The sequence below is a fragment of the Marinomonas pollencensis genome (assembly GCF_003387375.1).
GTDB classification, from domain to species: Bacteria; Pseudomonadota; Gammaproteobacteria; order Pseudomonadales; family Marinomonadaceae; genus Marinomonas; species Marinomonas pollencensis.
Genome location: NZ_QUNG01000003.1, coordinates 101,495 through 123,472 on the forward strand (window position 1 = coordinate 101,495; position 21,978 = coordinate 123,472).

A 21,978-nucleotide genomic window follows, 5' to 3' on the forward strand; every position below is an offset into this window, starting at 1 on the left:
CTAACCCTTAAATTCGAGGCGCCCATTCTATGGAATGGAGCGCATTGTTTCAAGCATTTATTTTTGCCAAAAGCAAAAACACCTTAGTTGATCACCGCAAATTAACCCGCTACCACCGCATTCACTTCATCGACTAGATAATCAATCAACTCATCAACGGTTTCATCATCGCGCCCTTCCACCATGACGCGGATCAAGGGCTCAGTTCCAGAAGCGCGCAGTAGCACACGCCCCAACCCGTTTAAGCGCTCATTGGCGGCCGCGATCGCTTTTTGCAAAGAAGGAACTTCAGTCGGAACAAAGCGCTTTTCGACACGGATATTTTTCAGCTTTTGCGGAAACTTAACCAAACCTTTCAGCAGTTCTTCTAGCGTTTTTTCTTCTTCTATCATCGCCCTAAGCACTTGAAGCGCCGCGATAATGCCATCTCCGGTTGTCGTGATCGAGCGACATACAATATGACCCGATGGCTCACCACCCAATACCCAACCGTGCTGAACCAGCTTTTCGTTAACATAACGATCACCTACAGCAGCCCGACTAAAACCAATACCGCTTTCTGAAAACGCCAACTCCAGACCAAAATTACTCATTAAGGTACCAACTACGCCACCACTAAAGCGGCCAGTCTGCATCAAATGATTGGCAATAACATACAGGACATCATCACCGTCACGAACCACACCATTATGATCAACCAAGATCAATCGATCGCCATCGCCATCCAGCGCAATCCCAATATCCGCCTTTTCAGCCAACACTGTTTCTCGCAAAAGCTCAGGTTTTGTCGCCCCGCTCACCTCATTGATATTCAAGCCATCTGGCTTAATACCAATCGCAATCACATCCGCACCAAGCTCAGAAAACACTCGCGGAGCTACATGGTAAGTTGCACCATCAGCACAATCGACTACGATCTTTAAACCGCTCAACTGAAGACCGATCGGAAAGGTTCCTTTACAGTATTCAATATAGCGGCCAGCGGCATCCTCGATACGTTTAGCGCGCCCTATCAAGCTGGACTCAACCACTTCCATTGGCTGATCCAAATAGTATTCAATACGCTCTTCTATTTCGTCTGAAACCTTCCCGCCTTCTGCGGAGAAAAACTTAATACCATTATCTGTATAAGGGTTATGAGAAGCACTAATAACGATACCAGCGCTAGCACGAAAGGTTCGTGTTAGGTATGCAATTGCTGGGGTTGGCATAGGCCCGACAAGGCGCACATCAGCACCAGCAGCCACAATCCCAGACTCCAAAGCAGACTCAAACATATAACCAGAGATACGCGTATCTTTGCCGATTAATATCTTCTTATCTTTTTCCTTAAATACCTGACCAGCAGCCCAGCCAAGCTTTAGCATAAACTCTGGCGTAATTGGCGTCGTGCCGACCTTACCTCGAATTCCGTCTGTTCCAAAATACTTACGCATTACACTTCTCTCTCAATACGATACATTAGCTCTAACATGTCGACATGGGGCTTAACATCATGAACCCTAAACAATCGAGCACCTTGGGAATAGGTCGCAGCATTCGCCCCCATAGTACCATATAGGCGCTCATCAACTGGCACACCCAGCACATCGCCTATCATGGTCTTACGCGACAAACCTATCAATAAAGGAAACCCTTTACGCTTAAACTCTGCCGTATGATTCAGCAAGGTAAGGTTATGCGGAAGCGACTTTCCAAATCCAATACCCGGATCTAAAATTAATTGACTGCGGTCAATGCCAGCCGCTTCACAAGCCGCAACGCGCGCCATCAAATAAGCGGTCACTTCTTCCATTACAGAGTCATAAGAAACATCATCTTGCATAGTGCTTGGGCTGCCTCGCATATGCATAAGGCACACTGGCAATCCCGTTTGGGCCGCCGCTTGCAAAGCGCCCTCGCGCTCTAATGCTCGCACATCATTCAACAAACCCGCACCCAAGCGGGCACTTTCTGTCATGACTGATGGCGTACTTGTGTCCACAGAAACAATCGTATCAAAACGAGCCTTAATCGCCTCAACAACAGGCAAAACTCGATTCATTTCTTCTTCAATCGTGACCGGCTTTGCCCCTGGGCGCGTAGACTCTCCCCCCACATCAATAAAGCTCGCACCATCCAGAATCATCTTTTCGGTTTGAGTTAAAGCATCATCGAGGGAAGAATAAGACCCGCCATCAGAAAACGAGTCTGGAGTGACATTCAATATCCCCATCACATGAGGACGAGACAAGTCGAGCGACTTGTCTCCAAAGGTCATAAAAGACATTCACTATCCATAGAAAAGAGTACCGAGTGAGTTAAGACTCACCCGATATTTTTGAATTGGTAGAGCTCGCAGTATTTGCAGAAGAGTCAAAATCATCTTGTCCTTCTACTGGCGCTTTCTCCACCCCTTGATCGGACGCTTGAGATTCATCAGCTTCTGGCGCTGCATCACCTGTTGGTGCATTACCACTAGGATCAGACCAACCTTCAGGCGCAGAAGGCTTTTTGCCATCCATTATTTCTTTGATTTGCTTCGCATCAATTGTTTCGTATTGCATCAATGCCTCAGCCATCACATCCAACTTACTGCGGTTATCATGCAGGATCTGCGACGCTTTCTCATAACAACGATTGATAATATCTTGCACTTCAGCATCAATTACTTTCCCTGTCTCTGGTGAGAAGTAATTTGCCTTACTGCCCGTTGGACCAGAAATGTAGCTGCCGCTGTTATCATCTTCTTCGTAGGCGAATGGCCCTAGCTTTTCAGACAAGCCCCATTTTGTCACCATGTTTCGCGCAATACTCGTGGCACGCTCAATATCATTGGAAGCGCCTGTCGATACACCATCAAAACCATGGATAATCTCTTCCGCTATACGTCCACCATACAAGCTACAAACCTGACTTTCTAAGCCAATTTTGCTGACACTATATTTATCTTCTTCAGGCAAATACATAGTCACACCCAAGGCGCGACCACGAGGAATAATAGACACCTTATAAACCGGATCATGCTCAGGTACTAAGTAACCAATAATCGTATGACCCGCTTCATGGTAAGCCGTATTCAGCTTCTCTTTCTCGCTCATTACCATGGTTTTACGCTCTGCGCCCATCAGGATTTTATCCTTAGCTAGCTCAAGCTGTTCCATATTTACCAAACGACGGTTAGAACGCGCAGCAAACAAGGCCGCTTCGTTAACCAAGTTAGCCAAATCCGCACCAGAAAAACCAGGCGTACCACGGGCAATATTTTTTGGCTCTACATCGTCGTCACAAGGTACTTTACGCAAATGCACTTTAAGAATCTGCTCACGACCACGAATGTCAGGCAAACCAACTTGTACTTGACGGTCAAAACGACCAGGACGCAATAACGCAGGGTCTAACACGTCTGGACGGTTAGTCGCAGCGATAACGATAATACCTTCATTACCTTCAAAGCCGTCCATTTCAACCAACAATTGGTTCAATGTTTGCTCCCGCTCATCATTACCGCCGCCCATACCGGAACCACGGTTACGACCTACCGCATCGATCTCATCAATAAAGATGATGCAAGGGGCGTGTTTTTTCGCTTGTTCAAACATGTCACGCACTCGAGACGCACCGACACCAACAAACATTTCCACAAAATCAGAACCAGAGATCGTAAAGAAAGGCACTTTGGCTTCACCAGCGATGGCTTTAGCCAGCAAGGTTTTACCGGTACCTGGAGGTCCGCACATCAAAATACCACGTGGAATTTTGCCACCTAGACGTTGAAACTTACTTGGCTCTCTCAGGAAATCGACCAACTCTTCTGTGTCTTCTTTCGCCTCATCACAACCGGCAACATCAGCAAATGTGGTTTTAATTTGGTCTTCAGGTAACAAACGCGCTTTGGATTTACCAAAGGACATTGGTCCGCCTTTACCACCGCCACCACCTTGCATCTGGCGCATAAAGAACATGAAAATGGCCAAAATAAGCAGAATCGGGAAACTCGCGACCAAAAGTTGCGTCCAGATACTTTGACGCTCAGGCATTTTACCTTCGACAACCACTTTATTGCTTAATAGGTCATCCATGATTTTAGGGTCCGCTGCCGCAGGACGCACAGTATCAAAAGTGTCACCGCTAGTTCGCGTACCGCTAATGGTATAACCATCAACTACGACTTTCGCAATGCGGCCATCATGAACCTCTTGGACGAATTCAGAATAAGAAATTCGATTTGTATCAGATGTCGTATTAAAATTGTTGAATACGGTCAGCAGCACAGCAGCAATAACTAACCACAACAGTATATTTTTCAGCATATCGTTCAAGAGCTCACCTCTAAACGGTTATTTTTAATGTTTCCAGTATAGTACCAGAACACGCTTAATTAACCTTTGTATTGTCTTCCTAATAAATAAACTTCGCGGCTACGAGCACGCGATGCATCCGGTTTTCGTGTTACCACGTTCGCAAACTGCGCACGCATAGCTTTGAGGTATTCATCAAAACCTTCTCCTTGGAACACTTTCACCAAGAAGTTCCCGCCAGGACGCAAGACTTGCGCCGCCATGTCCAACGCTAGCTCAACAAGATACATTGCTTGCGGCTGATCAGACGCACTATTACCACTCATATTGGGGGCCATATCTGAAATTACAAGATCTGCCTTTTCATCCCCCATTTCAGCCAATATAGCTTCGTACACACTTTGCTCAGTAAAATCCCCCTGCACAAAGGTAACACCTGGCAAAGGTGCCATTTCTAAGATATCAGACGCAATGATTGTGCCCTTATCCCCGACCAATTTTGCCGCAATTTGAGACCAGCCTCCCGGCGCGGCACCCAAATCAACCACCCGCATCGATGGACGAAACAATTTGTCTTTTTCGTTTATCTCTATCAGCTTATAACTGGCTCTAGAGCGATAACCATCTTGTTGGGATTTTTTGACATATGGATCGTCAAAATGTTCCTTCATCCAACTATTACTACTTTTTGATCTTGCCACGGTTTCATCATACCTAAATCAGTCTATATTCCGCTATAATATCGCTTAACCTCTAAAGCCTCCAATAAAGAGGGTTAACTAAGATGAGAAATTTTTATTATGAGTCTGACAAACGCACAAAAAAAGCAATATCGCTTAATTGGTCACGCCCTTAACCCGGTCGTTATGATCGCAGGTAACGGCTTGACCGAATCAGTATTAACAGAAATCGACCGAGCACTAGAAGATCACGAGCTAATTAAAGTACGCATCAGCGTAATGGACCGTGACGTAAGAACCGCATTAATTGCAGAAATTAGCAAAATAATGAAGTGTGAAGTGGTACAAACGATTGGTAAGGTTGCACTTTTTTACCGAGCAGCACTAGAACCTAACCCAAAGCTTTCCAACCTACTTCGCTAACTGCGTCAGTGAAATAGCCTTTTCTGTATAAAAAATAGGCTATTTCACTAAACTTTCTAGATCTCAGGCCGATATCCTTATGCATCTCATAAAGGATTCATCCAATGCTATTTATAGAAGCTTTAAATAGGGTCGGAACTCAGCCGAATAGACCTCAAGCAACAGGCAGACTTAAAAATCGTCCTTTTATTACACAGAAAGACTCTGTGGACTTAAGCACGACCGCGAACGAGGTGAAAGAAATTCACTTAGACAGCGAACAAAAAACCCCTTTAACAGCTTCATCTAGTATTTTTGCCAATCTAATCGAGCACATACTCAACCACATTTTAAATACTGAGCTTTCCATTCTTTCTCCAGAAGAACTCAATATAGACGACAAAGAATGGCGTCTATTTTTACAAGCTCCACCCAATAAAGCACAAACTGATGCGCCAACAACATCTAACAGCTATCAGGAACCAGAAATCAGAAAACAACCCGCCAAAAAACAGCTGCGCTTCCGCATCCCTGTAAAGCCAGCTTACGGCCCTCCTGTTGAAATGATGGTTCTTGTGTCAGCACACCAAGGCTCGCCAGAAATCCCTTATTTTTTCTCTATGCTGCCAAAAGAAAATACACTGCCGCTATTAAAGACCCCTTACACACCGGAGTTTATTGCTCAACAAATTACCTATTATCATATTTTACTGGACTTGGACGGTGAACAAGATCAACTCGCGCCTTTATACCCTTTGTTAACCCCGCCACCTTCAGAAGAAGACATCAAGACACCTGACATTTACGGCTTAAGGCTCTGGCGAACACAAGGATCTAGCCTGCGTCCAATTGTGCTTGGCGACAAAAAGATGGGGTTGCTGTACATAGGCCATTATCCTCCATTAAACAGCCAAGCTCAGACAAAATATGAAAGCGGACAAAAGCCTCATTACCTTTATACTAAAGCGTAACTTGGCTAACGATCGAAACTAACGGCACAAAAAAAGGCCCTTCAATGAAGGGCCTTTTTACGAACAAAGCATTTAGATACTGAAACTTGCACCACAACCACAGGTTGACGTTGCGTTGGGGTTCTTCACAGTAAAACGAGAACCCTCTAAGTTTTCTTGATAATCCACTTCTGAGCCTACTAGATATTGAAAACTAAGCGGATCTACAACTAAGGTTACACCATCTCGCTGAACCTCAGTATCGTCTTCTTGATGCTCTTCATCAAATGTAAAACCATACTGAAACCCCGAACAACCGCCTCCTGTCACATAAACTCGCAACATTAAGCGATCGTTTTCTTCTTCCTCAATCAGAGTTTGCAACTTAGCTGCCGCCGCCGACGTAAACTCGATGGGATTTGCCGATTCCACAACACTCATTTTGATACCACTAAACCTAATTTAAGAATACCCAAATTATCCTCTTAACCTAGTAAAATAGTCAAGTATTGATCAATGCTCTCGCGTTGAGCGGAATGAGACTTCAGGCCATTTTTCTTCTGCCATCATCAGGTTGACACGGGTTGGCGCCAAATACGTCAAATGTCCACCACCATCGATTGCCAAGTTATCTGCACATTTTCGTTTAAACTCTTCGAAGCGCTTAGGGTCTTCACAGTCTACCCACCGGGCACTGTTGACGTTAACCGCTTCATAAATACACTCAACCTTATATTCATCTTTCAGACGATAAGCGACTACTTCGTATTGAAGTTGGCCTACGGCACCAACAATAAGCTCATTATTGCGCTGCGGCATAAATAGCTGAGTCGAACCTTCTTCAGAAAGTTGCTGTAAGCCCTTTTGCAACGCCTTCATCTTCATCGGGTCTTTTAAGCGAACACGACGAAATAGTTCAGGTGCAAAGTGTGGAATACCAGTAAATTTAAGATCTTCACCTTCAGTGAAAGTGTCACCAATCTGAATGGTTCCGTGGTTATGCAGACCTATGATGTCACCAGAAAAGGCTTCTTCCACCCCTTCACGATCCCCAGCGGTAAAAGACACGGCGTCGGTAATTTTAATGTCCTTACCTAAACGGCAGTGTCGCATCTTCATACCACGACGGTAGGTTCCAGAGCACACTCGCATAAAGGCAATACGGTCACGGTGTTTTGGGTCCATATTGGCTTGAATTTTAAAAATAAAACCTGAGAATTTTTCTTCTGTCGCTTCTACTTTTCGAGTATGGGTTTCACGGCCAATAGGCGCTGGAGACCACTCAACAAAACCATCAAGCATTTCGCGTACACCGAAGTTAGACAGTGCCGTACCAAAAAACACCGGTGTTAGCTCACCATTTAAATACGCTTCTTGATCAAACTCATGACTTGCACCACGTACCAATTCAATCTCTTCTACATAAGCTTCCCAATCATCGCCTAACAAAGCCTTAGCTTCATCAGATTGCAAACCTTCAATGCGAACATCGTCCATCAAGGTATGACCACGACCACGAACAAAAACATGAATCGTGTCGGTGTAAAGGTTATAAACCCCTTTAAAGAAGTCACTCATACCAATCGGCCAAGTAATGGGCGCAGCGGCAATTTTTAATACTTCTTCTACTTCATCTAACAGATCAATAGGATCACGAATATCGCGGTCCATCTTGTTGATAAAGGTCAAAATAGGCGTATCTCGCAAACGACATACATCCATTAGCTTAATGGTACGATCCTCGACCCCTTTTGCCCCATCAATAATCATTAACACTGAGTCAACAGCGGTCAATGTACGGTAAGTATCTTCCGAGAAGTCTTCGTGCCCAGGTGTATCGAGCAAGTTAACAGTACGGCCTTTATAAGGAAACTGCATCACAGATGAAGTAATCGAGATACCACGTTGCTGCTCCATCGCCATCCAGTCAGAAGTCGCGTGTTTATCTCCCTTACGGCCTTTTACTGACCCTGCTGTTTGAATAAGCTGCCCAAGCAACAACAACTTCTCTGTAATTGTGGTCTTACCCGCATCAGGGTGAGAGATGATAGCGAAAGTACGGCGCTCATCGACTTGATTTATAAATTCTTGACTCATTTTTATGGGATTCTCTTTTATGCACGTTTTTATTGGCTACAAAACGTGTTTTATGCAATTTTTTACTGTTGGGCGGGATTCTATCAAAACCCTTTTCTTTTCGCTCATTTAAAAATACGGAAGTTGTGCCTTACCCACCTGTTTCTAATGCTTATTACTATTGATCCCTCTAGGTTTACAGATAAATGGGCAAGGCAGCACTGCCTTTCACTTGCCGTACAGCAAGGTGAGTATGGAAATCCTTCACACTTGATAAGCGATGCAGCTTTCTTGTAAACGCCTCAAAACCCGCCAAGTCCTTACTCACCACCTCGACCAAATAATCGTAGGCACCTGACACAATATGTACATTGATAGCTTCTTCGATGTTCGAGATATCTCGCTCAAAATCTTCTACTGACGATGCTTGATGGTTATTCAAACGCACATCCACAAAGAAGCTCATACCAATGCCGATTTTCGTTTTATTCAATCGAGCTTGATAGGACTCAATGTAACCTTCCTCCTCTAGACGCTTTAGACGTCTTGCACAAGGTGAGGGTGATAAACCAACCTTCTCTGACAATTCTGCCGTAGAGAGTCGCCCATCGCTTTGAATAATCTTTAGTATTTCTTTATCAATTCGATCCATAGTGGCGCCGATTTCCATCAGTATTTAATTTTAAGACGATTCTTTCCGCCAAGATTAACAAAATTAGAGATCAATTTGCCAGATAAAAGCGCTCATCACAGGAGATAATAGCAGTCATAACAAGTCACTCTAAACCGAGCATTTTAGCCATGAAACAGATTGAATTAAGCCCTCAAATTAGCCGCTCGAAAGGCACCTTCCCTCCTCTTCTAATGGGCTATATTGCGATGACACTGGTGCTGTTAATCTGGTCTGGCTTTGCGCTGACAATGCGATCAATTCACAGTTCGCCTTTGTCCACTGCCGATGTGGCTCTTATTCGCTTTGCGGTGCCTTTTATCTTGCTGCTGCCTTTTCTTCCTTCTCGTTTTCAACAGATCAAGAACGCAAGATGGTCGGATATTATGCTGATTTTATTGGGCGGCTTGCCCTTCTTCTTTTTGGCCGCTTATGGCGCAAGTAAAGTACCGACGGCTTATGTGGGGAATTTTTTAGTCGGCACTCAACCTTTTTTTGTGCCTACACTTTTGTATCTCGTCTATCGCCAAACCCTTAGCAAAACACAAGGCGCTGCGCTTTCTCTTATTCTAATCGGCATCATGGTGATGACTTTTGGCGATAATCAGATCTTATCCAATACCATGAAAGATGGTTTATTGTTTTTGATTGCTGCCAGCCTAGTATGGGCTGTCTATACCATTGGTTTAAAGCGCGCGACGTTAGACCCTATAGCCGTAGCACTTATTTTGTCGTCTATTTCCCTGGTCATGACCATCAGTATGATAATTTTCGGCTTTATTGACAGCCACTTAGAACAAATCACTCTGCAAAATTCATTCGTCTTTATTATGGTTCAAGGGGTAGGTGTTGGCGTATTAGCCACCACGGGATACACCTATGCAATCCGCCAACTGGGCGCCGCGCGCGCAGCCGTTATGGGGTCTCTCTCCCCGGTGCTCACCGCATTACTGGCTTTCCCTATTTTTGGCGAATCACTTTCTATACCCATTATCGTTGGCATTTCTCTCACCACTATTGGCGTTCTTTTATCAACAAGAACAAAACCGGCTACCCACAAGGAAAACCACTAATGCTATCCACACTTCCGCCATTAGAAACAGACCCATTATGGGAATTAATTCGCCTATTCAAAGAAGATAAGCGAGACCATAAAATCGATTTGGTCATCGGCGTTTATCGAGATGAATCAGGCCAAACTCCGGTGTTTGATATTGTTCAAAAAGCAGAACATTGGCTTGCCAATAATGCACAATCCAAAGCTTACAAACAGCTGTCTGGTAATGCTCAGTTTAATCATCATATGGGGCAGTTTTTATTGTCGCCAGACAAGGCATCCGCCGCTAGCCACTGCACCATACAAACGGTCGGAGGCACAGGGGCATTGCGTGTCTTAGGTGACTTTATTCATCGTCTCTCCCCCAACGCCACCGTCTGGAATACTGATCCAGGTTACATCAACCATCAACCTATCATGGAGGCGGCAGGACTTAGGGTAAACCACTTTAGATGGCAGCAAAAAGAGGGAGTGTTGGACATCGAATCCTGCTTATCTGATTTATCAGACGCTCGCCGCGGCGACATTCTGTTGCTGCATGGTTGCTGTCATAACCCTTCTGGCATTGACCCTACTTTTGCTCAGTGGCAAGCGTTTGCAACCTTCTGTAAGAACACCGGCGTGATCCCGCTTATCGATATGGCTTACCAAGGCTTTGGTGACGGTCCTGACACGGATGCGGCGGGTTTAAGGTGGCTTGTTAGCCAACTGGATCTCGTCTTGATTGCGTCCAGCTGCTCCAAAAATATGGGGCTGTATTGTGAACGCATAGGTGCGGCAACCATTGTCACAAAGGACACCGCACAACAAACGAGTGTAAGAGTGTTATTAGAGCACATTGCGCGCGTTAATTACTCAATGCCACCCGATCATGGAGCCGCCGTCGCGGCATTTGTTTTCAGCCACCCAGAACAATGGAGCGCAGAGCTAACCCAGTGTCGCCTACGAATCTTAACCATTCGCCAGCAACTAGGAAGCACCCTAAAAGCGTTAGGCGCCAGCGCGGAACTGTGCGCTCTCGCCAAGCAAAAAGGCATGTTTTCTTTATTGCCATTTAGCGCAACTCAGATGCAACAACTGCAAGAGAAGCACGCTATCTACGGCACCTCTAATGGCCGAATAAACATCGCCGGACTGCAAACCCACCAAATTCGCACCTTGGCCAATGCCTTGATCGACATCAGCCAATGGGATAATCATAACAACGCGGACCAACTGACGGCCTAATCGCCTTTTTGGCACTCAATTACGCGACCAGAACGACATTAGGTCAAACGTAAAGCACAAAAAAGGAGCCTTTCGGCTCCTTTTTAATCACAAAAATAGCTTAACTTAAGTCGTTATTTTTCGCTGTTATTATGTTCCACACTGTCATCAGCAAGCGCAGACAATTCCGGCGCATCAGCAGGGATCACTTTTCGCCCAGGGAAAAGACGACGCACAAGTACGAAGAACAAAGGCACGAAGAAGATAGCCAATATAGTGGCGGTTAAAGTACCACCAACGATACCAGAACCAATTGATATACGACTATTTGCCCCCGCACCGGTAGAGATTGCCAGCGGCAAAGTACCTACAATAAAGGCCATAGAGGTCATGATAATAGGTCTTAGACGCAAACGCGCACCCTCTCTGGCAGCTTCCCATACCGTCGAACCTCGCATATAAGCCGCTTCGGCAAATTCGACAATCAAGATGGCATTTTTGGATGACAAACCTATCGTTGTGAGCAAGGCTACCTGGAAGTAAACGTCATTCTCCAAGCCTCGCAAATGGGCCGCAAAAACCGCACCGATAATCCCAAGCGGAATCACCAAGATCACAGAGAAAGGTACCGTCCAACTTTCGTACAAAGCTGCCAAACACAAAAATACAACTAAAATGGAAATACTATACAAGATCAGTGATTGACCACTAGATTGTTGTTCCTGATAAGACAATCCACTCCACTCTCCTGTGGTACCAGGCAGAGTATCCGCCACTTTTTGCAGCTCAGACATCGCTTGACCAGAACTCACACCAGGAGAACCACTACCTTGGATTTCATAGGCCGGCAAACCATTAAAGCGACTCAAACTCTTGGCGCCATAAGTCCACTCAGAGGTAGCAAAGGCAGAGAAAGGTGTCATGGTTTCATTTGAGCTACGCACATACCAGTTTTCTAGGTCATTAGGTGAAGAACGGTATTTCGCATCACCTTCTACGTACACTTTCTTCACTCGACCACGGTCAATAAAGTCATTGACGTAATCACCCGCCCAAGCGGTACTCAATGTATTACTAATATCAGCAAGAGAAAGGCCTAATGCAGACGCTTTTTCTTTATCAATATCAATAAAGAGTTGTGGTGCCTCTGATTGGCTACCAAGACGAACACCCGTCAGCAATTTGCTGGCATTGGCATCTTGTAATAGTTTATTACGCATTTCCAATAGGGTTGCACGATCGGTATTACCAGATGCCTGCAACTGAAAGGTAAAGCCATTACTCTGGCCTAGGCCACGAATAGATGGCGGTAACAAACTAAAAATACGAGCATCTCGAATTTTACCGAATGCACCATAGGAGCGCGCAACAATAGCACTAGCACTGTCTTCAGGGTTAGGACGTTCAGCCCAATCTTTCAACACGACAAAGGCAAGACCAGCATTCTGCCCCGTTCCCATAAAGTTAAAGCCTGAGATGGTGAAGATATTCTTGGTATCCTTCTTCTCGTCCACCATGAAATGATGCTCAATATCACGCATTACTTCATTAGTACGATTCAGCGAAGCGCCTTCAGGCAAGGACACCATAACAATGACATAACCTTGGTCTTCTACTGGCAAGAAGCCCGTTGGCAAGTTTGTCATCAACCAACTTAATGCACCAATAATCAAAGCATAGCCAAACATCCAGCGTACTGGGCGCTTAACTAGGCGACCTACGGTATTACTGTAGGCATCTGTCGCACGATCAAAATTTCGGTTAAAGAAACCCGCCAAGCCCCTTTCGCTTTCACCGTGCCCAGGTTTTAGCAAGGTTGCACATAATACTGGTGTTAAGGTCAACGCAACCAGTACAGACAAAGCCATAGAAGAAACAATAGTGATCGAGAACTGACGGTAGATAACCCCAGTTGAACCGCTAAAGAACGCCATAGGTAAAAATACCGCAGCCAACACCACTGCGATACCGATCAAGGCGCTGGTAATCTCTTGCATGGACTTAATCGTGGCGTCTCGGGGTGATAAATTTTCCTCCCGCATGACACGCTCTACGTTCTCCACCACCACGATGGCATCATCCACAAGTAAGCCTATCGACAGTACAATACCAAACATGGTCAGCACGTTTATCGAATAACCAAACAAACTCAAAATACCGAAGGTACCTAAAAGCACAACCGGTACTGCAACCGCTGGGATCAAAGTGGCACGCCAGTTTTGTAAGAAAACAAACATCACAATGACAACCAGTGCGATCGCCTCAAACAGCGTTTTTACCACTTCGTCGATCGAGTCTTTGATAAAAGCTGTATTATCAACTGGGTACGCTAGCTTATAACCATCAGGAAAGATGCCTTGAAGATGGTCCATTTCCTTTTTAACCGCTTCAGAAGTAGACAGTGCATTGGCGCCCGGTGACAACATGACAGCAATACCTGCTGCTGGGTGACCATCTAAGCGCGCAATAACATCATAAGATTCGCTGCCTAGCTCAACTTTGGCTACGTCTTTTACACGAACAATAGCACCAGACTCTTGGTGCGTTAGAATGATGTTTTCAAACTCTTTGACCGTTTCCATTTTAGACTGAGCAGTCACAGTAACGTTTAGCTCTTGTCCTTCAACAGAAGGGCGGCTACCTAGATCACCGGCGGCAATTTGGACGTTCTGAGCTTCAACCGCATCGGTAATATCACTTGGCATTAAGCTGTATGAAGCCAGTTTTAATGGATCAAGCCAGATTCGCATTGAGTATTGAGAGCCGAACACCTTGTAATCACCCACCCCAGCAACACGGGATACAGGGTCTTGAATATTCGACACAATAAAGTCAGAGATATCACTTGCTTGGTCTTTGTCTGTTGAGTCGTATATTGCAGCAATCAACAAATAGTCGCTGTTTGCTTTTTTAACGGTAACGCCATTATCTTGCACTGTTTGAGGTAAGCGGGAAGTGACCTGCTGTACCTTGTTCTGAACTTGAACTTGCGCAATATCAGGGTCCGTGCCCTGCTCAAAGGTAACCGTAATACTAGCCGAACCGTCAGAAGAACTGGTTGAAGAGAAATACAATAAACCATCGATACCACTCAACTGTTCTTCAATTACCTGCACGACACTGTTTTCGACCGTCTTTGCAGAGGCCCCAGTATAAGTCGTTGAAATACTGATTGATGGTGGCGCAACATCCGGGTATTGCGCGACCGGAAGCTCCATAATAGAGCCCGCCCCAGCGAGCATAATTGCAATCGCAATTACCCACGCAAACACGGGACGATTAACAAAAAAACGAGCCAACATATCGATATGTCCTTAGTTTGAAGAAGAGGCTTCTGAAGCACTAATTTCTTTCATGGTGTCCGTTTTAGAATCAAATTGTAACGGTACATAGGTTACTTCGCTGCCGATACGTACTTTTGATGTTCCCTGTACCACAACTTTATCGCCCGCGGCCAATCCAGATGTAACCAACCACTGATTACCAAAAGTACGCTCTGTACTTAATATACGTTCTTCAATTTTGTTATCTTTACCAACCACATAGGCAACCGCTTGACCTTTCACATTGCGGAAAACGCCTTGCTGAGGAACAATAATGGCAGCACTATCAACCGCTTCGTTTACCTCACCACGAACAAACATACCTGGTAGCAATTTATCATCAGGGTTAGGGAATTCTGCGCGCAGCGTGACACTACCGGTTGATTCATCAACACTCACCTCACGGGCCTTTAAAACCCCTTGATGCTCATAGATTGTGCCGTCTTCTAGTACCAAAGAAACCTTATTGTCACCTTGCGTAATGTTTGGCTCATTCAATAAGTTACGTTTATTTAGCTGATCTAAGCTGGTTTGAGATAGATCCACATAAATAGGATCTAGAGAACGTACAGTGGCCATGATGCTAGTCTGACTTGCTGTCACCAAGGCGCCGACGGTGACTTCAGAAATACCAATACGACCACTAATAGGAGAACGTACTTTAGTATGCTCTAAATCAATTTTCGCACTTTCAACAGCGGCTTTCGCTTTTTTCTCGCTTGCTACTGCTTCCAAATACGCAGCATAAACATCATCTAAATCCGATTGAGAAACATTATTTTGCTTGCGCAAGACTTTATAACGGTTATACGTTAGTTCTGCTGATTTAAGGCTCGCCACTGACGAGTCTAAATCCGCTTGAGCTTGGTTATAAGTAGCAACATAAGTTGAGTCATCGAGTTGGTACAAAGGCTGCCCTTCTTTGACATCCTGACCTTCCTGGAACAGACGTTTTTGCACAATACCACCTACCTGTGGACGAATCTCAGCAACAAGGCTTGATGCAGTTCGACCTGGTAATTCAGTAGTAAGAACAACTTCTTGGGGAGCGACAACAACAATACCGACTTCTACTTTTGGCGCTTGAGGCGCCGCCGCATTAGTCGATGCCTGCTCTTCACAACCCGCTAACAGCATGATCAAAAGTGCGCCTGAGGCATATTTGAATTTAGACAACATCGAGGATATATCCTTTAAGTACATTGAGAATGAACGTTCATTCTCACTATAATCGAACATTACAAAGCGTTATACGAATAAACGTGCAAATAAATGAGAACTAAGTGCATCCAGAGAAACAGAGTCATCATTCAATGAAAACAACCTGTACTCAGAAACAAGCAGAACACCGCCAACGCATCATTAACGCTATGAAAGAACAAGCGATTAGCAAAGGCTTTCATAAAGCGAGCATGAGTGAAATCGCAAAATCAGCCGAATTAAGCGTCGGACAGATCTACCGTTATTTTGCACATAAAGATGACATTATTTGTGCACTGGTAGAACAAACAACATTATGTCGCTTAGAACTGATGCCAGAATTCTTAAATAAGCAAAACTGGCTGGACCGTCATATCACGCCCCCCAACCAAGCCAGACGCAACATACGCATCTTGACGATAGAGATTAAAGCAGAAGCTGCACGCAACAGCGTCATATCAGAAATCTGCCGTAAGTCACATACGCTGCTACGTAACCGAGCGGTGGAAATAATGCAAGAAAGATACCCAATGATGGATAAGCAAGAAATCATCGCGCGCATTGATTTATTAATCACGATAACAGAGGGTTTTGTTAGTCGCTGGGATGATCAAAGACAATCCTACTCAGCCGCGACCATCAGCTTATACCATAAAATATTAGACGATATTTTACCTGACTAGCCTTAGCTGTGAGTAAGCTGTCTCAGCGCCGCAAGGCATGTCTAAAAGCTGGCATTCTTTGTTAAGCATCTCGTCCATAAGCCCACTTCGATGCTCGCTGCAAACCACCAGCTTTTATCCCCATGCAGAGGCTGGCGAACTTGTTCGCCTTCCCCTAACACCCCCAGTGACATCATATTCCCTGGTAGCGCCTCCTAAGAGGCGGTAAATATGGCTCGAATCTGTGTCCAACGGCTAATTAACATCGCCAGAAAAATCAAACCGCAACCAATAAACTGATGATCACTCATTGCCTCTGCAAACCAAATGGCCGCAAAGATGGCAGTCCACACAGGCTCCAGATTCATAATCACAGCCGCATGGCTTGTTGGCGTTAAACTTTGTCCGTAAGTCTGCAATAAAAACCGCAAACTCGTGGCGATCAAGGTACTGGCTAAAAACCATCCAGCCACATCTAACGACACACTCTCTGGTAGCGTTTCTGTAAAAACAGACAAAAGCAGCAGAAAACTTCCTGCGGTCATCAACTGAATAGCGGTTAATACCAACACATGAATACGAGTCGATAAGCGGGACAGCAGATTAAATTGTAGGGCAAACGTGAGTGCGGCCCCCAAAAACAGCCACTGTGCTATTTCATAGTTCACACCATTTCCCAAGGCTAAGAAGCCTAACCCTGTGACTGCAACAGGCAAGGCGACCCAAATGCTTCGCGGTGGGTGCTCTTTAAAAATGAAGCGCCCAAATACGGGCACCAACACCACCCCCAAACTGGTAATAAAAGCCCCAACCCCAAGGTTCGACGCTTTATCCAAGCCACTAATCCAGAACATCATAGCCACGCCCATGACCCAGCCGACTAACATGGCTTTTTTGACATCAGCCCAAGCTAACCCAGAAAAAAAACGCCGCCCAGCGAGCACCAAAATAAAGCCCGCGATTAAAAAGCGTGCGCCCATAAAAAAAAGTGGCGGCAATCCAGCCAGTGCCTCTTTCGAAAAAATCCAACCAAGACCAGCTAACACAGTAACAAAAACCAATATTAATTCAGCTTTTAGGTGCGACCCTTGTTTCACAATTTGTCCTTAACGTTAATTTAGCAGCGTAGACTGCACATAATGGGTGTTAGAAGGGTACCGGATAAACAGAAGGTTATACATATCTGGCGTGTTTATCTTTAAAGCTAATAAAAAACCCCGTTCTACAAAAGTAAAACGGGGTTCATAAACAAGCAAAAGAGAAGGCGTTTTTATAATTAGGTCAGTGAGTTATATAGTGAATAAATCAGCCTATCCGCATTTTCTTAGTCATATATTAACGCGTTTCTTGCTCTGCTAATGGCGCCACTTTTGGCCAAGCAAAGAAAATAGACAGCAAAGCAATCACACCAAGTAGCCAACTATATTGCACATAGCCAACCAAGGACAAAGGTGAAACCTTAGCCAAAGAAGAGGCTAATAATATTTGCGCACCATAAGGCAAAATACCTTGGGTTACACAAGAGAAGATATCCAGTAAGCTCGCGCTACGACGAGGGTCGACGTTATAACGTGTCGAAATATCTTTTGCTACTGAGCCATTAATCAAAATAGACACAGTGTTGTTCGCTGTACACAAGTTAGTTAATGCCACTGAAGCACTAATACTTAACTCGCCCGCTCTGGTTGACCCTGCTTTAGCGCCAAAACTACGACTGATTTTTTCAATCGCTGACACTAACCAATCCAAACCGCCCTGCGCTTTCATCAATGCACCCAAACCACCAATCAGCAGGGACAAGATAAGAATTTCTTGCATGCCAGTGTAGCCAGAATAAATGTCTTTCGACCAAGTCGCGAAGCTGTAGCCCTCTTGCATGGTCAGGCCGATACCACCCGCCAAAACAATACCACTGAATAAAACCAGCATGACGTTAACACCTGCTACAGCAAGCCCTAACACCGCCACATAAGGCAATACTCGGATCAAATCATAATCCTGAGGAGCGCTAATTTGCGCCGTACTGCTTTGGAAGAACAACCAAATCATGGTCACAATGGCCGCTGGCAAGGCGATTTTGAAGTTCATTTTGAACTTATCTCGCATGTCACACCCTTGAGTACGTGTGGCAGCAATCGTAGTGTCCGAAATAATCGACAAGTTGTCGCCAAACATAGCGCCACCAATCACGGTACCGACCGTTAGCAACATAGGTAAATCTGCGGCTTCAGCCACACCTATCGCGATCGGCGCAATCGCAGCGATGGTGCCCATAGAGGTCCCCATGGAAGTCGCGACAAAAGCGGTAATCACAAACAGACCAGGCAAGATCAACGCTGGCGGTACAATGCTCAAACCAAAGTTAACCGTGGCATCCACACCACCAACGGCTTTGGCTACACTAGCAAAGGCACCGGCTAACAAATAAATCAGCACCATAGTGGTGATGGTATTATCGCCAACCCCATTAACAAAGGTCTCGATGCGTTTATTCAACGCTCCTTTGCCTAGCAATATTGCCAAAGCAATCGCAGGTAAAATCGCAACGGGGGCTGAGATTTGATAAAAGGCATAATCCACATCGTGAGCCTGATACCAAAGACCGCTACCAACAAAAAGAACGAGAAAAAGCACTAGAGGCAAAAGCGCTAGTGGAGTTTTAGAAGTCATAGTGTCTGTTGTTTCCAGATTGAATTGTTTCTAGATTGAACCCTTCCCTCGCAGCTTATGACCTTGAGGGCAAGAAAGGCGACGATACTAATAAAACTGGCGAGCATAAGCCAATAATAATTTGTCTTGCTTTTGTTCTAAATTGTTATAACGAATCAATAAAAATAACTCACTCTTTTATATTAATCCGCTATAAGAAATAAAATAATCTATTTCTCTTCGCCCCCCACTCCGATCTAATCAGAAGATACTCTGCTGGCATATAGAGGACGTAAAATCATACAGTGAGTTTGATAGGCTTGATAAATACGCTGACAAACTTGGTCAATGGATTCTTCAATAACCCTCATACCATGTCCTGTTGCGTGAATCAGTGTCGAGTTAGAAGAGGCAATCGCCACATGCCCAGGCCAAAACAATAAATCATTCGCGCGAATATCTTGGCGAGCAATCGGCTGATCCTGAAACGCAGGGGCATATTGCTGCTGCAGCGCACTGTCTCTAGGAAGCAGACAAGCGGATTGCTCAAAACACAATTGCACTAGGGATGAACAATCTACCCCCCATCCAGAACGCCCTCCCCATAAATAGGACAGCCCAATAAATTGCCGTGCTAAGGCCACGGGATCAGTATGGGGACGATGATTAAGTTGTACATGTTGCTTATATACCCAAGCACCGAGACTCGGTAAAAAATAATAATCCTGATCCTTTTCTGCTGCAGCCACTGCCTCATGAGGAATACACAATTCCGCGCCAAAGGGTAATTCTTGTATGATCGGCGCCGTCACAGTCGGCTTCATATACAAGGCCGTGGTTAATGTATTTACCTTAGCGTTACCCTCAAAACAAAAATCAGACTGCCCCTCAAGAATGCCATCAGGTTGATAGATATAGCCCACATACGCATCCCGTTGACTCTGTACCAGGTACCAATGCTCAAGACCTTCCAACTCATCCGCTTGGTAACAATCAAAATGCTCACCAAACACCATTTGACTGACCTGCATGGATTGCTGACTGGCCTGTTTATACAAGGGTATGCGCCCCACTCTAACTTGTGCCCTCGCCAGCCAGTTACCTGTGGGTTGAGTAACCGCACAATGTTGCTCACTAAAGTAGGTTTTAATCATGATCAATAAACTGCTCTATGCGCGCTCGATCGTAACCTTGAGAGGCCAGATTAAGCTGTTTCGTATAAGCCTGCTTAGGGTAAGTTTTGCCGTCTTGGTCCACCTGCAATAACTCCACCAATTTGCCCTGTTGCATCACAGCCACACGCTCACACATATAGGAAACGACAGCCAAATCATGGCTCACTAGGACATAGGTTAGCGACAGCTCAGCTCGCAAACGATTCAGTAAATTCAGCACCTCAGCCTGAATCGAGACATCCAATGCCGACGTTGGCTCATCCAGTAGTAAAATCTCAGGTTCTAAAATTAACGCTCGGGCAATCGCCACTCGCTGACGCTGCCCTCCGGACAACTGATGGGGATAACGAAAACGAAATTTATGAGGTAATGCAACCTGATCCATGACCTTTATAATGCGTTGCTCGATATCCTTAAAGCCATGAATAGCCAGTGGCTCGGCTAAAATTTTATCGACAGTATGCCTTGGATGTAATGAAGCATAAGGGTCCTGAAAAACCATCTGCACTTTTTTATAAAATGCCTTGGTGCGCTTAATTTGCAATGGTTCGCCGTCCAACAACAGCTGCCCCTGGTCCACATGATCAAGCCCCGCTAGAGCACGCAGTATGGTTGATTTACCAGAACCGGACTCACCAACTAGACCAAAAGACTGACGCGGGGGAATCGCAAAGCTCACTTGATCCACCGCTTTGACCTGATGCTCACCTCGACCAAAGTAAATGGCTAAATCCTTTACCGCGATAACCGCCTGCTCCTGATGATCAGTCATACTCGCAGCCCTCGATTCTCCAAAGCCTCATCAAGCCAACTATCTTGACGCTCTAACGTCGCTAACGGCTGACCTTTCGTGGCATGGCTTGGTAAACAAGACAGTAAACCTCGAGTATAAGGATGTTGCGCCTGATCCAGTTTACTGGCGTCAAGTTCTTCCACTATGCGCCCTGCGTACATCACTAATATCCTGTCGCAAAAGCTCGCCACCAAAGGTAAATCGTGAGAAATTAAAATAAGCCCCATACCTGTGTCTTGAACTAAATCGTCCATGATCGCTAAGATTTGCAGCTGAACCGTCACATCCAGTGCAGACGTCGGCTCATCCGCGATCAATAAATCCGGACTAGAAAGCAACATCATAGCAATCATAATACGCTGCCCCATGCCTCCAGAAACTTCATGAGGATAGGCCTTAAATACCCGTTGAGGCTGTCTAATACGCACAGCTTCAAGCATCTGCATACAGCGTGCTAATGCCTGCTTTTTGGAGACTTTCATCTGAATTTGGCAGGCTTCTATCATTTGCTTACCAATGCTCATCACTGGGTTCAGGGAGTATTTGGGATCCTGCATCACCATAGAAATGCGCTTACCGCGAATCTCACGATACGCCTTAGAAGAAAGACGTTGCAGATCAATCCCATCGAAAATCAACGAATCTGCGCTGACTTGGCCTGGACTTAAGCCCAAAATTGCCCGCCCAGTTTGTGATTTTCCAGAGCCTGATTCGCCCACAATGGCCACCTTTTCACGCCCCATAGTAAAGCTAACATCACGCACTGCGTGGACTGCACCATGCACTGAAGGAAAGCGAATATTGAGATTGTTTACCGCCAATAAAGGCGCTTTCGTTGCTTGATTAACCATCAAT

General features: G+C 45.2%; 20 protein-coding genes. 5 read left to right on the forward strand and 15 right to left on the reverse strand.

From position 1 onward, the window contains the following. Positions 1-101: 101 nt before the first annotated feature. From glmM to rlmE, 4 genes are all read right to left on the reverse strand, one after another. Positions 102-1,436: a phosphoglucosamine mutase gene (gene glmM, locus DFP81_RS05645; protein WP_115896797.1), complete on the reverse strand. Its 1,335-nt coding sequence runs from the start codon at positions 1,434-1,436 to the stop codon at positions 102-104. Then, on the reverse strand, positions 1,436-2,269 hold the full coding sequence (gene folP / locus DFP81_RS05650) for a dihydropteroate synthase (protein ID WP_115896798.1): 834 nt from the start codon (positions 2,267-2,269) through the stop codon (positions 1,436-1,438). Before folP ends, glmM begins: the two co-directional genes overlap by 1 nt. Positions 2,270-2,300: 31 nt before the next feature. After that, positions 2,301-4,292, reverse strand: coding sequence for an ATP-dependent zinc metalloprotease FtsH (gene ftsH / locus DFP81_RS05655; protein WP_245959103.1), 1,992 nt, complete (start codon positions 4,290-4,292; stop codon positions 2,301-2,303). A gap of 68 nt (positions 4,293-4,360) precedes the next feature. After that, complete coding sequence (rlmE, locus tag DFP81_RS05660) at positions 4,361-4,981, reverse strand: 23S rRNA (uridine(2552)-2'-O)-methyltransferase RlmE (protein ID WP_115896799.1); 621 nt, start codon at positions 4,979-4,981, stop codon at positions 4,361-4,363. 99 nt (positions 4,982-5,080) lie between these two features. Between rlmE and DFP81_RS05665 the strand changes: the two genes are divergently transcribed. Further along, a complete protein-coding gene (locus DFP81_RS05665; protein WP_115896800.1) occupies positions 5,081-5,383 on the forward strand; it encodes a YhbY family RNA-binding protein in 303 nt (100 codons plus the stop codon). A 104-nt stretch (positions 5,384-5,487) separates the two neighbouring features. Next, entirely contained in the window at positions 5,488-6,333 is an 846-nt protein-coding gene (locus tag DFP81_RS05670; RefSeq protein WP_115896801.1) for a hypothetical protein, read from the forward strand. Positions 6,334-6,405: 72 nt separating this feature from the next. Here the strand turns inward: DFP81_RS05670 and erpA are convergent, their stop codons facing one another. From erpA to DFP81_RS05685, 3 genes are all read right to left on the reverse strand, one after another. Continuing rightward, positions 6,406-6,753, reverse strand: a complete 348-nt coding sequence (erpA, locus tag DFP81_RS05675; protein WP_115896802.1) for an iron-sulfur cluster insertion protein ErpA — start codon at positions 6,751-6,753, stop codon at positions 6,406-6,408. Between the two features lie 72 nt (positions 6,754-6,825). Beyond that, positions 6,826-8,409 (reverse strand): peptide chain release factor 3, encoded by a 1,584-nt coding sequence (locus tag DFP81_RS05680; RefSeq protein ID WP_115896803.1) that lies wholly within the window; start codon positions 8,407-8,409, stop codon positions 6,826-6,828. 175 nt (positions 8,410-8,584) lie between these two features. Further along, the gene (locus DFP81_RS05685; RefSeq protein WP_115897010.1) at positions 8,585-9,040 is read right to left on the reverse strand and encodes an Lrp/AsnC family transcriptional regulator; all 456 of its coding nucleotides are present in this window, start codon (positions 9,038-9,040) and stop codon (positions 8,585-8,587) included. Positions 9,041-9,189: 149 nt separating this feature from the next. Here DFP81_RS05685 and DFP81_RS05690 point away from each other — a divergent pair, with 149 nt between their 5' ends. Then, positions 9,190-10,131, forward strand: coding sequence for a DMT family transporter (locus tag DFP81_RS05690; RefSeq protein WP_115896804.1), 942 nt, complete (start codon positions 9,190-9,192; stop codon positions 10,129-10,131). Continuing rightward, positions 10,131-11,342, forward strand: coding sequence for an aromatic amino acid transaminase (locus DFP81_RS05695; RefSeq protein ID WP_115896805.1), 1,212 nt, complete (start codon positions 10,131-10,133; stop codon positions 11,340-11,342). The genes DFP81_RS05690 and DFP81_RS05695 overlap by 1 nt, the downstream gene beginning before the upstream one ends. Positions 11,343-11,455: 113 nt before the next feature. On the opposite strand, the gene DFP81_RS05700 is transcribed toward DFP81_RS05695, so the two are convergent. Together DFP81_RS05700 and DFP81_RS05705 are read right to left on the reverse strand one after the other, a co-directional pair. Further along, positions 11,456-14,623: an efflux RND transporter permease subunit gene (locus tag DFP81_RS05700; RefSeq protein ID WP_115896806.1), complete on the reverse strand. Its 3,168-nt coding sequence runs from the start codon at positions 14,621-14,623 to the stop codon at positions 11,456-11,458. A 12-nt stretch (positions 14,624-14,635) separates the two neighbouring features. After that, on the reverse strand, positions 14,636-15,823 hold the full coding sequence (locus DFP81_RS05705; protein WP_115896807.1) for an efflux RND transporter periplasmic adaptor subunit: 1,188 nt from the start codon (positions 15,821-15,823) through the stop codon (positions 14,636-14,638). Between the two features lie 134 nt (positions 15,824-15,957). On the opposite strand from DFP81_RS05705, the gene DFP81_RS05710 reads away from it, so the two are divergent. Next, positions 15,958-16,527: a TetR/AcrR family transcriptional regulator gene (locus DFP81_RS05710; protein WP_115896808.1), complete on the forward strand. Its 570-nt coding sequence runs from the start codon at positions 15,958-15,960 to the stop codon at positions 16,525-16,527. Between the two features lie 41 nt (positions 16,528-16,568). Here the strand turns inward: DFP81_RS05710 and DFP81_RS18500 are convergent, their stop codons facing one another. The 6 genes from DFP81_RS18500 to DFP81_RS05735 form a co-directional block, all read right to left on the reverse strand. Then, on the reverse strand, positions 16,569-16,703 hold the full coding sequence (locus DFP81_RS18500) for a hypothetical protein (protein WP_281272015.1): 135 nt from the start codon (positions 16,701-16,703) through the stop codon (positions 16,569-16,571). Between the two features lie 18 nt (positions 16,704-16,721). Further along, on the reverse strand, positions 16,722-17,603 hold the full coding sequence (locus DFP81_RS05715; protein WP_115896809.1) for a DMT family transporter: 882 nt from the start codon (positions 17,601-17,603) through the stop codon (positions 16,722-16,724). Positions 17,604-17,841: 238 nt separating this feature from the next. Then, positions 17,842-19,176, reverse strand: coding sequence for a Na+/H+ antiporter NhaC family protein (locus tag DFP81_RS05720; protein ID WP_115896810.1), 1,335 nt, complete (start codon positions 19,174-19,176; stop codon positions 17,842-17,844). 236 nt (positions 19,177-19,412) lie between these two features. Next, positions 19,413-20,309 carry a C40 family peptidase gene (locus DFP81_RS05725; protein ID WP_115896811.1) on the reverse strand — a complete coding sequence of 299 codons (897 nt, stop codon included), beginning with the start codon at positions 20,307-20,309 and terminating at the stop codon, positions 19,413-19,415. Beyond that, the gene (locus DFP81_RS05730; protein WP_115896812.1) at positions 20,302-21,102 is read right to left on the reverse strand and encodes an ABC transporter ATP-binding protein; all 801 of its coding nucleotides are present in this window, start codon (positions 21,100-21,102) and stop codon (positions 20,302-20,304) included. Before DFP81_RS05730 ends, DFP81_RS05725 begins: the two co-directional genes overlap by 8 nt. Continuing rightward, positions 21,099-21,974, reverse strand: a complete 876-nt coding sequence (locus tag DFP81_RS05735) for an ABC transporter ATP-binding protein (RefSeq protein ID WP_115896813.1) — start codon at positions 21,972-21,974, stop codon at positions 21,099-21,101. Before DFP81_RS05735 ends, DFP81_RS05730 begins: the two co-directional genes overlap by 4 nt. Between the last annotated feature and the right edge of the window lie 4 nt (positions 21,975-21,978).

Excerpts from the sequence above, each read along its gene's own strand:
- ftsH (WP_245959103.1), bottom strand. The coding sequence starts at position 4,292 with ATGCTGAAAAATATACTGTTGTGGTTAGTTATTGCTGCTGTGCTGCTG.
- DFP81_RS18500 (WP_281272015.1), bottom strand. The coding sequence starts at position 16,703 with ATGATGTCACTGGGGGTGTTAGGGGAAGGCGAACAAGTTCGCCAGCCT.
- DFP81_RS05690 (WP_115896804.1), top strand. The coding sequence starts at position 9,190 with ATGAAACAGATTGAATTAAGCCCTCAAATTAGCCGCTCGAAAGGCACC.
- erpA (WP_115896802.1), bottom strand. The coding sequence starts at position 6,753 with ATGAGTGTTGTGGAATCGGCAAATCCCATCGAGTTTACGTCGGCGGCG.
- folP (WP_115896798.1), bottom strand. The coding sequence starts at position 2,269 with ATGTCTTTTATGACCTTTGGAGACAAGTCGCTCGACTTGTCTCGTCCT.
- DFP81_RS05670 (WP_115896801.1), top strand. The coding sequence starts at position 5,488 with ATGCTATTTATAGAAGCTTTAAATAGGGTCGGAACTCAGCCGAATAGA.
- DFP81_RS05725 (WP_115896811.1), bottom strand. The coding sequence starts at position 20,309 with ATGATTAAAACCTACTTTAGTGAGCAACATTGTGCGGTTACTCAACCC.
- DFP81_RS05685 (WP_115897010.1), bottom strand. The coding sequence starts at position 9,040 with ATGGATCGAATTGATAAAGAAATACTAAAGATTATTCAAAGCGATGGG.
- DFP81_RS05705 (WP_115896807.1), bottom strand. The coding sequence starts at position 15,823 with ATGTTGTCTAAATTCAAATATGCCTCAGGCGCACTTTTGATCATGCTG.
- glmM (WP_115896797.1), bottom strand. The coding sequence starts at position 1,436 with ATGCGTAAGTATTTTGGAACAGACGGAATTCGAGGTAAGGTCGGCACG.
- DFP81_RS05700 (WP_115896806.1), bottom strand. The coding sequence starts at position 14,623 with ATGTTGGCTCGTTTTTTTGTTAATCGTCCCGTGTTTGCGTGGGTAATT.
- DFP81_RS05735 (WP_115896813.1), bottom strand. The coding sequence starts at position 21,974 with ATGGTTAATCAAGCAACGAAAGCGCCTTTATTGGCGGTAAACAATCTC.
- DFP81_RS05710 (WP_115896808.1), top strand. The coding sequence starts at position 15,958 with ATGAAAACAACCTGTACTCAGAAACAAGCAGAACACCGCCAACGCATC.
- DFP81_RS05695 (WP_115896805.1), top strand. The coding sequence starts at position 10,131 with ATGCTATCCACACTTCCGCCATTAGAAACAGACCCATTATGGGAATTA.
- DFP81_RS05680 (WP_115896803.1), bottom strand. The coding sequence starts at position 8,409 with ATGAGTCAAGAATTTATAAATCAAGTCGATGAGCGCCGTACTTTCGCT.
- DFP81_RS05665 (WP_115896800.1), top strand. The coding sequence starts at position 5,081 with ATGAGTCTGACAAACGCACAAAAAAAGCAATATCGCTTAATTGGTCAC.
- DFP81_RS05720 (WP_115896810.1), bottom strand. The coding sequence starts at position 19,176 with ATGACTTCTAAAACTCCACTAGCGCTTTTGCCTCTAGTGCTTTTTCTC.
- DFP81_RS05730 (WP_115896812.1), bottom strand. The coding sequence starts at position 21,102 with ATGACTGATCATCAGGAGCAGGCGGTTATCGCGGTAAAGGATTTAGCC.